Genomic DNA, 12,549 nt, shown 5'->3' with positions numbered 1-12,549 from the left:
CCTTCGCGGCGCGCTTTACGCCAGGTCGCGGCAGAGCTCGCCGGCGGCAGGGTCCACGATGACGGTGGCGTTGGGATGGAACTGCAGGATGGAGGCCGGCACCTGCGGGGTGACCGGGCCGAAGAACGCCTTCTTCACGATGTCGGCCTTGTGGGCGCCCTCCACCACCACGAGCACGCTGCGTGCGGCCATGATGGTGCCGATGCCCATGGTGTAGGCCTGGCGCGGCACGTCCTCGACGCGGTCGAACAGGCGGCTGTTGGCCTGGATGGTGCTCTCGGTGAGGTCGACGCAGTGCGTGGCCGCAGGGAACGTGTCCTCCGGCTCGTTGAAGCCGATGTGGCCGTTCGGCCCGAGGCCCAGAAGCTGCAGGTCGATGCCGCCCGCACGCTCGATGGCCTCCTCGTAGGCCGCGCACACGGCGTCGGCATCCGGGTTGAACCCTTCGGGCACGTGCGTGCGCGCTTGGTCGATGTCAACGTGGTCGAACAGGTGCTTCTTCATGAAGTAACGGTAGCTCTGGTCGTGCTCGGGCGCGAGGCCGCGGTACTCGTCCAGGTTGAACGTGGTCACGTCGGCGAAGCTGATCTTGCCGGCCGCGCAGTCCTCCACGAGGCACGCGTACAGGCCGATGGGCGTCGTGCCCGTGGCCAGGCCCAGCACGCAGGACGGGTCGGCCTCAACCTGCATGGCGATGCGGTCGGCAGCCTTGCGGCTCATGTCCTCCGCGCTCTCGGCGATGATGAATTCCATGGGACCTCTCTTCTCTTTCGGCTTACAGTCTATGTCCAGAATTGGGCGGTCTCAAGGATGTCTTGATACGCCCAAGAGTACACGTCGGAGTACCAGCCCGTCTCGGGCACGAAGCACAGCAGCACGCTGTACAGCACCGAGACGGCCACCAGCGCGAGCAGCACCTTCATCAGCAGCGTCTGCGTCGTGGAGCCGGGAGCGAGGTTCTCGTTCACGACGAACGCGAGCAGCACCACGGCCGCCAGGAACATGAAGCTGAAGTCGGCGAAGTAGCGCTGCAGGATGCCCGCCATCTCCGCGTCGGCGAGCGCCACTATCACGCCGCCGATCAGCAGCACGATGATGACGCCGGCGATGGTGCGGGTGGAGCGCTGGCTGAACCGCAGCTTCAGGATGCGCTTGGCGAACGGGAGGATCCACAGCACCGGCAGGCACGCGAGGATGCCGCCGAACGTGGCCTCCTTGATGGTCTGCCCCATGTAGGTGGTGTCGAACGGCGCCGCCTGCAGAAAGGGGAACACGCCGGTGGCGCTCGGCGGCTGGAGGAAGTACGCGAACAGCGCCGGCGCGAGGCGGCCGACGTTCCAGCCGCGCTTGGTCATGTCGTTCACCGTGAGGTTGTAGTTGGCCCCGAAGTCGGTGACCGAGCCGAAGCGCGCCTTGTTGTACCACATGAGCCCCGCAGCCACCACGAGGTAGGGCGCGGCGAGGCAGGCGAACTCGCGCGCGCCGCGCGGCGTGAGCAGGCGGCGCTTCGTGATGTAGACCCGCCAGAACAGCGGGAACGCCAGAAGCGAGAGCACCAGCAGCTGCGGGCGGCACCCCGCCACGAGCGCCATGCAGAGCGATCCCGCCAGATACCACTTCTCCGGGCGCGACGACGCGCGGCCCTTCATCCAGAAGTACAGCCCCCACACCGAGAACGCGAGCCCGAGCGCGATGGGCAGCGAGTAGAACGTGGGGAACTTCAGCAGGTAGAGCACCCCGCAGCACATGACGAGCGGTATCTGCAGAAGCAGGTAGAGCCCCAGGCTCACGCGTTTGAAGTGGTAGCGCGCGAACCGGTCGAGCAGCGCCGAGCACCCCAGCACGAACGCGAGCACGGAGAGCAGCACGCCGATGGCCGTGGGGAAGTTCGCCCCCGTGAGCAGGAAGAACGGCAGGTAGAATAGCAGCACCGGCACCACGCCGAAGTACACGTAGTAGTGCCCGTCGTGGTAGGCCACGTCGAAGAGGTAGGCCTCCCCCGTCTCCTTCTGCGCCTCGTCGCGCGCGCCCTTGTCGTAGGGGTCGGCCATGTCCTGGAGCCACTGCGGCGGCTCCTCCTCCAGGTAGAGCTGCCCGTGGGCCATCGCCTTGGCCAGCTCGGCGTACTGCTGGGCGTTGTCGCCGCCCACCTCGAAGGTGTTCACGATGCTCGAGCCGTCCCACGAGCCGTTGTTGTAGTCCTTCGTCGCCACGCCCACCAGGTTCGATCCCATGAACAGATACGAGCTGATCAGGCACATCTCGATAGCCACGGCCACGATGATGGCGGCCTTCGACTTGCGGGGCTCGTCCACGATGCCGATGCGGTAGATGGCCGAGCGCGGCCGGAACGCGAACACGAGCGCGAGCAGCCCGAGGGTGGCGGCGAAGCGCGTCATGTTGAAGTCGAACGGATGGTGCGCGTTCAGGGTGACGCTTTTGAGCTTGATGGGATAGCTCACGTCCTCGCCGGCGATGTCGATGCGCAGGCTGCCCACCAAACCGGCGGTGTTGAGGTTGATGTACTCGCTTTGGCCGGACATCGTGGACACGTTCACGTCGGGCACGCCGCGCGTGTACTCGGTGGAGTCGAAGTAGGTGTGGTGCGCCTCGTCGGTGAAGTGGATGTTGACGGTGAGTTCTTGGGCAGGCTGCTCATGGTCGAAGTCGAGGCGGACGTTGTGCACCTCGGTGTTGAGGTTGGAGAACTCGAGCGTGTGGTTGACGGCCGTGAGTTTGTACTGGCCGTCGGCCGTCTCCTGCAGGGTGAGCTTGTCGTTCAGGTTGATGGTGTTGTAGCCCGCCGACAGGAAGAAGTTCATGTTGAAGACGAACGCCTCCAGCAGAAGCGCGACGACGAGCAGGACGATCCCGCTCTTCACGAAGTGCCGCACCGCAGGCCGATGAGCCGCCATGAAGCGCCCGTAGACGTAGCTTATGTTGCTTCTTACGGTTGGCATAGTGGTTAAGGATTATAGAGGAAAAAGGGAAGGATGGGGCAGATCAGGCCCCATCCTTCGGCAACGCACAGGAAATGTTCGCGCCCTGCTCTTACAGGCCGAGCGCCTGCTTGACGTCGGCGTACACCACGTTCGGGTCGCGGTCGCCGTCGATGGAGACGAGCAGGTCGCAGCCGCGATAGTAGTCGATGAGCGGTGCCGTGGACTTCTCGTACACGTCGAGGCGGTTGCGCACTGTGGCCTCGTTGTCGTCATCGCGCTGGTACATCTCGCCGCCGCACTTCGGGCAGACGGCATCGGCGGCGCTGCCGATGTAGCCGCAGTCGCGGCACATGCGGCGCGACGTGAGGCGCTTGACGATGACCTCGGAGTCGACGTCGATCAGAAGCGCCGCGTCGAGCGGGCGGCCGAGCTTCGAGAGCTCCGCGTCGAGCGCCACGGCCTGGGCGGACGTGCGCGGGAAGCCGTCGAGGATGAAGCCCCTCTCCGTATCCGGATCCTGGAGGCGCTCGGTGACCAGTCCGATGATGACGCCGTCGGGCACGAGGTCGCCCGCGTCCATGTAGGACTTCGCCTTCTTGCCCAGCTCCGTTCCGGCCTTCACGGCGGCGCGCAGCATGTCGCCCGTCGAGATGTGCGGCGTGCCGAACTCCTCGACCAGCTTGTCCGCCTGCGTGCCCTTGCCCGCGCCCGGCGCCCCCAACAACACGATGTTCATGAGTGATTTCCTTTCGACATACTATCGATGCGGCGTATTGTACCAAAGCCCTGCCCCGCCCGCGCATATTTCAACAGAAAGACAGCCCCGACAGGCAGACGGTGCACAAGATTTGCGCTTGTGCGAGCTGTTTACTTCGGCTAACTCGCGAAAAGGGCCGATCGATTTCTACGACCAGGCACAATGCGCGCAAGATGCGCCGAAATGCAAGTTAGCCAAAACAAACAGCTCGCACAAACGTCAATTCCATGCAGAATGCGAAGCATCCCTTCGTCTGAGCGAAGCAAACGCAGTGAGCGCAGTGGAAGGACCCCGCGCGGCGTCAGCAGGAAGACATCCAGTTGGCACCGCAGGGGATCCTTCGGCTTCGGCCTCCGCTCAGACATGATGCACGGCCCGTCCGCTCAGGACGCGCGGCGCGCTTTTCCCAATCGACGGCGGCGGATGAGGGCGGCGGCAAGGGCGTAGAGGGCAGCACCCGCGGTGGCGGATGCCAGGGCTACAGCCCACCAGGCGCTCAAAAACGCATTCAGGCCGGTACGACCAAACGTCACCGCCAGCGTGTGGTCGCCCGTGGCGGGCAGCGCGTACACGCCGTTCTCGTTGGGTTCAGCGACCTGGCCGTCCACCATAAGGCCCGAGAATTCCCAGCCGCCCAGAGGCAGACCGAGGAAATCCCAGCCGGCGGGCTCGAACGTGACACCCAAGGCGCCGTCCGCACCTTCCATGAGCACCATGGTGCCGCCAGCCAACTTGAAGGCGAGCGTACGGCTTCCACCGTGAAGCGCCACGGGATTCTCTTCGACGTCCTCAGGCTCTTCCGGGACGGGCGTTTCGTCAGGCGCATCGGCGGGCACGTCTGACGCGACGGCGCCGTTCGACAGGTACACGTACTCCGTCACCGTGCCGCCGCCCGACGGCGGCTGCGGCGCGGGCGCGGGTGCGGGCGTCGGCTTCGCCTCGGGCTCCGGTTCAGGCTCAGGCTCCAACGCAGGAGCGGGCGTCACGCTCGCCGAGGCCTCGGTCTGCGCCTGCGCTACAGCGCCGTCCACATCGCGATACGACACGGTGATGGTGGCCGTGTAGTCACCTGCGGCAAGGCCGCTCGCAGGCCGCACGAGCCAGGTATCGATCGCGTCGCCCGCATCCACCACGGCCCCCTCGCCGAACACCGCGAACGCCTCCGAAGAACTCGCCACCGACAGGATGTCGGTAGGCAGCGTGCCCTCGTTCGCCACCACGAGAGGCTGCGCCTCCGGCCGCGCACCCTCTTGGAAGTCGCCGAACGCAGGGGCCTGCACCGACAGCGCATGCGTACCCACGCTCCACTTCGCTACCAGGCGCACGTCGCCCGTGTCGTCGGGCGCGATACCCTCCTTCGGCCGCGCTTCGTCTCCGTCCACGAACCAACCCTCAAACGTGCTGTCCGAGCGCGTGGGTACCGGGAACAAGAACTCGCCGCCTGCAGCGTAGTGCGCGGGCGCCGCTTCCGAGAACACGCCGCCGCCCAGGTCATACGCAATGGTGTAGCCCGCCGGCTCCCACACCGCAACAAGCTCCACAGTGGCCGCGAGCACCGGATACGACGCCCCAGCCGCGTACACCCCCTCGCCGTCGTTCCAGCCAGCGAACACCTGGCCCGCCAGCACGGGCGCGCCGGGCATCACCGCGTAGTCGCCGTACTTCACGGCGATATCCTCTGGCGCGGGCACGCCGCCCGCCGCATCGAAGCTCACCACGGCGTCGATGCCCTTCCACTGGGCCGTGACCACCGTGTTGCCCTCGGGCATGACGAACTCCTGCCCCGCCGCGTACAGCCGCCCATCGCCCGCAAGCCAGCCGAGGAACTCGTAGCCCTCCCGTTCCGGAGCCGCCGGGCACGCCTGGGTCGACCCCGCAGCGCCCGACACCTGCTGCACACCCGGGGCGCCGCCGTTGCCGCCGAACACCACCGTGTACGTGCCTATCTCGTTCCACACCGCCGTAAGCACCAGGTCGGCCGCCGGCATGGTGGCCGCGTCGCCCGGCTGGTACACGGCGCTGTCGGCCGAGCTGCGCCACCCGCCGAACGCGAACCCATCGCGCACGGGAGCCTGAGCGGCAATCGGCACCTGCTCGCCCGCGCGGTAGCGCGCGTTGTCGTGCGCGTCGCCCGTGCCACCAGCCAGGTCGTACGCCACGCCGAAGTCATCCGCCACCGACCACTGCGCCGTCAACGCCACCTGCGCGCCCTCCCCTTCCAGCGGCGGCACCGCGTACTCCTCCCCCGGCTGCCAAAGCGTGCCCTGCCCGTCCTGCCAGCCTAGGAACACGGCCGCCTTCCGCACGGGCGCCTCGGCGGGCAGCGCCACCGCAGCGCCGCTTTCCACCGGCCGGTCGCTGAAGTCCCCTTCGCCCGCCAGACCGCCATCCAGGTTGAAGCACAGCGTGCCGGCCAGCGCCTGCCATGTGGCCGCGAGCGTCACGTCGCGGGCGGGCATGGCAAACGTCGTGCTCACCGGCGTGTCGTCCAAGACCCATCCGCCAAACAGGTAGCCCTCGCGCGCCGGTTCCCCCGCAGCCACGGCCACGGCATCGCCCGCATGGTGAACGTCGTCGTCGCGCACGTCGCCCGTGCCCCCGGCCAGGTCGTACGCCACGCGGTAGTCCAGCACGCGCCACTGGGCCGTAAACGTTTCGTCCTGCGTGCCCACAACATAGGGCGACCCGTCCGCGAGCACCGCGCCGCTCTCCCCGCTCTTCCACCCCAAAAACTCGCGACCCTCCCACACCGGCGCGGCGGGAAGCTCCACTGCATCGCCCGCCTTGCCGACAATCGGCTGCGGCGCGGGCGAAGAGGGCGTCCCGTCCATGTCGAAGGCCAGGCGATACTCTTCGGCTTCCCACACGGCCGTCAAGCGCACATCGGTTGTGCCGATGGGCACGCTATCGCCTTCGCGGTACACCGTGCCCCCTTCGTCGGTCCAGCCGCCGAACGCGAAGCCCGGCCGCACGGGAACGCCCGCCGCTACCGGCGCGCGGTCGCCCACGCGGTAGGCCGTCGTATCCGCGAAGCTTCCCGTGCCGCCCGCCAGGTCGTACGCCACAAAGTAGCCCTTCGCCGTCCAGGTGCCGGTCAGCTCCACCGCGCGGCTCGGCATGGTGAACGTGCGCTGCTGCGGGTCGTAATCGGGCGGGTAGGAACCCTGCGGCAGCCAGCCGCTGAACGTGTAGCCATCGGCGGCCAGGTCGGGCTGCATGGTTACCACCTGGCCGAACGCGCTTTCCTGCACCCGGTTGAAGGCGGGTTCGTCGGCGGGCTTCGACGCGCCGCCCGCAGAGGCGGTGCCGTAGCGCACCTCGTAGAGCACAGGCCGGTAGTACAGCCTCACCTCCAGCGACCCGTCACCCGCGATGGCCAACGCGTCGGGCGAGGCATTCGGATGCGCGCTCGACGCATAGGTGGTAAGCGTTCGGTCGAGCGCAAGGCCCTCGAACGGATGCTCCGAGAACGCGGCGGTCGCCCCCGTCTCCCCCATGAGCGTGTCCGCTACCGCCTCCGTCCACCCGCCGCCATCGGCCGGCGTACAATGCACCACTCGGAACGCCACGTCGACAGCCTCGTAGCGCGCGTACACCGTGGCATCGGCCTTAAAGCCGAACGACTCCACCCGGATGCCGCCCGCGCCCGCGTCGTCGAACCAGCCCGTGAACCGGTAGCCCGGCTGCGGCGTGGGCGCGGCTACGTCGGCCAGCGCCAACGACGTGCCCCAGGCGCGCGTCTGCGCCGTGGGCCCGCCCGTACCCGCGCCCATCGCGAAGGCGAGCGTATGCTCCACCGTGTGATACGCGGCACGGAACACCGCATCGCCCGTGGGAATCTGCGCGGACACCGCGCTCCACTCGAGCGGTGCCACGGAGCCGACGCTCACCGCCAGCCACCCCGCAAACGTCTTCCCTTCGCACTCGGGCGCGTCGACGGGGCTGCCGAACACCGAGGCGATGGGCTGCCCGTAGGGCACGTTGCCTGCAGCCAGGGGTGCGCCCGCGTCATCCTGGAACGTCACGCGGTGCGTCTCATCGGACCACACGGCCCAGAGCACCCGGTTCTCCGTCACCGTGAGCACCGGGTTGCCGCTGGCCGTCACATCGGCTATACGTTGATCGGCCAGCGCCTGGGAGCTGGCCCATCCCACGAAGTTGAAGCCCAGCCGCCGGGGCTCGGATACCGTGGACACATCCACGGTGCTGCCCGCTTGCACCTCCAGCGTGCGTCCGCCCAGCCCGCCGTTCGCGTTGAACTCCACTGTCTTCATATCCGCGGCCCACTGCGCCAGATACACCGTATCCTCCACGATGGGCGTAGCCGCCACATCCTGCGGAGCCACCTCCCGGCCCGTGCTCACGTTCAGCCAACCTTCCAGCGTGTAGCCCACCCGCTTCGCCGTCACCGCGCGCGGGACGTCGCCATGCTCCACCATCTGCACGGCGTCGCCCGTCTCCAGCGTGCCGCCGTTCACCTCGAATGACACCGTGTAGGGGTCGTCCTCGAACTGGGCCTCAAACACCACGTCGCCCGTGAGCACCTTCTTGTTGGCGAACAGCTGAGCATCGGTGTACAGCGTATTCCGCGGGAAGTTGGGGTCGCCGCTTTCCGCCACGCGCCACGCGCTGAACTTCCTGCCCTCCGGCGACGTGACCACCGGATGCGCGATAGGCAGCATGGAAAGCTTGTCCACCTTCGGCACCGTGTAGGATGCCTGCGACCCCGCGCCGTCGAATTCCCTGAATGTGGTAACAACCGATTCGCCCTTCCAGATGGCCACGTAGGTGACATCGCCCGTCACCTGCTGGCGGCCCAGCTGCTCGGTGGACATAACGTCGAGCGCAGGCGCGTTCGCGTCGCTCCAGCCCTGGAACTCCAGCGGATCTAGCACAGGCTGGGCTATGGTGCGGCCCTGCGCGGCGATCTCTTGGCCGTAGGGGATGGTGAACTGCTGCGTCACCTGGCCGTTTGCCGTGCCGCCGTTATAGAACAGCGTCACCGTGTACTGGGCCTCCTTCCACACCGCCCAGTACGTCTTGCCGGCGGGCGCGTCGAACGCGAAGGAATCGGCCAGGCCGTCCCCGCCTTCGGGACGCCACACCACCTGGCCCGCGTCGGCCTGCTCCTTCGTTTCGGCCCAGCCGCCGAACACCGCACCCGCCTTCGCGGGCTTGGCTATCTTGGCGAAATCGATCGACGACAGGTAGGGCTGCGCGTAGCTGCGATGGCCCGTGCCGCCGCTGAAGGCGCCGCCGTTGCCATCGAACGTCACGTCCACATCGGCCGCACGCCACACCGCCGTGTAGGCGCGGTCGTCGCGCACCTCCTCCTCGCCGGCGCGCGCCGGCACGTACACGGCGCCCCCGCTTTCCCATCCGGCCAGCTCCCAGCCGGGCTTCACCGGCGCCGGCACGCCTCCGTGGTTGTCCGCCAGCTTGGTGTAGCGGTTCGCGTCGGGCCACACCACGTGGGCGCCGTCGCCGTTCACCTGCCCGCCTTCCAACTTGAAGGTGATGGCGTTGTGCTCGTAGACGATGTTGAGCCGCGCCCTCATAATGAACGCCTGGTCGGTGCCGCCGTCGCTGGCCGGGAAGCGGTAGTTGGGGTTCGCGGTGGTCACCCGCGCCTCCACGTCGTAGGCACCCACGTTCACAGGCGGATCGGCCGCGTTATAGACGGTGCCGTCCGCCCCGGTGTAGCGATAGGTCACCGACAACGCCGTGTCGATGCTCAGCAGCTGATAGGGGTCGCACGCCACCGCATGCGTCAGCCCGTCGTAGGAAGCCTCGGCGGTTGCAGGGAACGTTCCCCTGAGCGCGTCGGCCGCGTACACAGCATGGTTAACGGCGAAGGTGAGCGGAATAGAGCCCTCGTAGTTGCCCTTGAATGCCACGCGTGCCTGCGCCGTGCCCACGTTCATGTTGCCCAGGTACTCCACGTCGAAATCCACGCCCGCCGTCAGCTCCGTCAGCCCGTCGAGGGCGCGCACGTCCGGGGTGAGCGCCGAACCCGTGTAGACGAGCCCCCGCGAGCCCACGAAGGGATCACGCCAGTCGGCAGTGAGGCCTGCGGCCTTCCTCCGGATGACGAAGGGCACGGCGTCGCTCTCCAAGGCGTTGTACTGTTCCTGGCCGGAGCCGGGCGCGAACGTTGCCTTCACATAGTACGTGCCCGCATGGGCTGGCGGGGTGCCTATCCCCAGCGCGCCCTGAGCCTCCGTGGTCTTCTGCAGACACGCGGCGTCCACGTAGTACGTGTAGGCCACGTTCGCCTCGCGCTCGCCGTTGAGCACCACGCTGGTGGCGTAGGGATCGGTGAACGTGACCAGCGGGCGGCCGTTCGCGGCGAGCGCCTGCTGCGGCCGGCCGTTGTAGACGACCGCCTGCGCGTCGCCGTACACGATGGCAGGCACGAGGCCCGTGATATCGGCTCTGAGCACTGGCGCCGAAGAAGGCGGCAGGTAGTTGTTCGAGCGCTCGCCCGAGAGCCCGGCGGCCGACACGTCCACCTCCACCGGCTTGTCCGTGCCGCAGGCAGCGCTCTCGAACTGCCCGCGCGACACGTCGGCGTTCAGCACGTCCACCTGTGTGGCATCGGCCTCTATCACCCCGTCGAGCGCCAGCGCGCCGCTCACCGCGGCGTCGGTAGTGCCGTCGTATTCCCTGCTTTGCGCGGAGAGCGCCTGGGCGTCCCATGCCAGCCGCCGCTGCCGCACGGATAAGGGCTTGCTGATGGGCACCGTGGCGCCGTTCTCCACCAACCGCAGCGTGATGGCGGCCTCGTAGTCGCCGGCATCCACGGGCGGCTCTTCGGTGGGCACATCGGAGGAGCCCAAGCGCGAGTACGCGATGCGCTCCACCTCCACGCCCTCGATACCGTCGGGCACCAGGTAGGGTTTCGGCTGGCCGTCGTAAGTGAACGACTGGCTGTACATATCGGGCAGCACCACTACGCGGTTCTCCAAGTGGATATCGCCCACCTCGTGGCTGGGCACGGTGAACGTGAACGTGCGCGCCTCGTCCACCGCGCCGCCGCGCACCGTCTGCACGGTGTACGATTCCGCCAGCGAAAGATCCGCGCTGCTCACCGACACGATATGCACCCCGCTTGCGGCCGCTGTGCCCTTCAGCGTAACGCGCATCGTCACCGTTGTGCAGAAGGGAGCGGGACTCGGTGGATCGTAGGCAACCGACGCCTCAAGGCCATTCGCCGTTGCGGGAGGGGGCGTGTTGTAGGCGTAGGAAAGCTGCCCCCACACCGCGTACAGCACAACCGTGGCCCCCTCGACTTTCGTGAGGTTCTTCACCGTTTGGGCGTCGGCGTACTGGGCCGTCGCGGCCGAAGGCGACGTGCTCCATCCCAAAAACTCATACCCCTCGCGCGTGAACCGGTTCGGAGAGAGAGCCTGCTCGGCATCGTAGATGAACGCCTGGTCGGCCATCGTGCCGCCCTCGGCGCCGTTGCCGTCGAAGCGCACGGTAGAGGGATTCGGCTCCCATACGGCATAGCGGTTGACGGTGGCGTTGAGGGTGGAGGTCAGATTGCGGTACGTCTCCCCCACCTTCCACTTCGCCGAGGTTCCACCGCGGACGTCAGTCCATCCGGCAAGGCGGTAGCCTTCCTTCGCCATGCCGTAGTCCCTGGCGCTGGGGTAGGCGTAGTCCGTCCCGTAGTCGCGGGTGGCATTGCCCACGTTCCTGTTACCATCGTAGAACGTCACGTTGTAGGTGAGCCGCGCCGCGTTCACGATGTAATCGTAGTCACCATCTGCACCTTGCGTGGTGGTGTAGGTATTCGTCGAACCCGGCTTCAGCGTCCAACCCGGCACGTAGTAGCCCACCGAATCCGTTTCCGCCTCTATGACAGCCGTCGATCCGTAGTCATACCAGAATTCGCCGAACGAACCGTACGCAGGCATGAGATAGTCCTGGTATCCGATTTGGCTCACGTACGACCCCGCGCGAAGGCGAAAGATAAAGGAGTTCCTCAGATAGCCGATGGCGTTGTTCATGCCCCCGCCGACCCCCGACAGCTCGCCCCCGGAGGACTTATGTATGACCGTGCCGAATTTGGCACCGTTCAGCGCGTACGTCCCGTTGGAGTACAGCACCCCCGACACGTAGAGCTCTGCCGTATCCGAGCAGTACACCGCGTGGTGGTGCGCCCCGTAGTGGTCGATATGCACATTGCTGCCCACAAGCAGCGTCGAGTTCTTCCCCAGGTGGAGCGTCGAGGAATTGCCGTCCCATGATTTGTACGTGGTCTCGACACCAGTGCCGTTCGTGAAGGCGCGCGTCGTGTTGTCGGGCGCATGCCAGCCCACGTTCCCGTTCACGGCGCCGGCATCCAGGTCCTTGTTCGTCTGCTGCGCATGGATGCGCACGTAGGGATACGAGCTGTTATAGAAGTCGCGCACTTCGGAGAGACTCGTAACGTTTTCCTTCGAGTTGTGGGCCCAGAACGACTGGCCGTATAGGATGGTCCATCGCCCGGTGGTGCTGGCCGCATATGCCTTGTCGGCAGGGGCGGCAGCTGCGAACGCGCATGCGACCAAGAGCGCGGCGATGAACGGGAGGATGCGTTTCAGCAAGGAAGAGAAGGTTTTGGCTATGCGATGCCGTGCGGCGACAGCCGGCTGAGCGAGGTCTGCATACTCGATCTCCGCCATGACATCCTTCCTCATCTCGAATTTCACAGTATGCGAGCTGAAACACACCATTTCTGCATCAAACGAGCGTCGCAGCGCGTTTTCGAGGGGAAACCCCTATGCCGCGTTCTATCTGCGGCTGAACAGGTGAAGAGCGATGAAAAAGGGAGGCCCGCAGGCCCCCCTTCGATCGCGCGTA

At 66.8% G+C, this 12,549-nt stretch carries 4 protein-coding genes; all 4 read right to left on the bottom strand.

Going from position 1 to position 12,549, the window contains the following annotated elements:
• Window positions 1-15 precede the first annotated feature (15 nt).
• Window positions 16-753 (bottom strand): glucosamine-6-phosphate deaminase, encoded by a 738-nt coding sequence (gene nagB / locus FX134_RS13575; protein WP_080803080.1) that lies wholly within the window; start codon window positions 751-753, stop codon window positions 16-18.
• Between the two features lie 29 nt (window positions 754-782).
• Window positions 783-2,915: a cytochrome C oxidase Cbb3 gene (locus tag FX134_RS13570; RefSeq protein ID WP_232050964.1), complete on the bottom strand. Its 2,133-nt coding sequence runs from the start codon at window positions 2,913-2,915 to the stop codon at window positions 783-785.
• 136 nt (window positions 2,916-3,051) lie between these two features.
• On the bottom strand, window positions 3,052-3,678 hold the full coding sequence (locus FX134_RS13565; RefSeq protein WP_080803073.1) for an adenylate kinase: 627 nt from the start codon (window positions 3,676-3,678) through the stop codon (window positions 3,052-3,054).
• Window positions 3,679-4,082: 404 nt separating this feature from the next.
• Window positions 4,083-12,371, bottom strand: coding sequence for an InlB B-repeat-containing protein (locus tag FX134_RS13560; RefSeq protein WP_172623496.1), 8,289 nt, complete (start codon window positions 12,369-12,371; stop codon window positions 4,083-4,085).
• Between the last annotated feature and the right edge of the window lie 178 nt (window positions 12,372-12,549).

Origin of the sequence: Arabiibacter massiliensis (assembly GCF_902386925.1) — a bacterium.
In the GTDB taxonomy this organism is placed as follows: Bacteria; Actinomycetota; Coriobacteriia; order Coriobacteriales; family Eggerthellaceae; genus Arabiibacter; species Arabiibacter massiliensis.
This window is presented reverse-complemented; position numbering and strand designations above follow the sequence as displayed.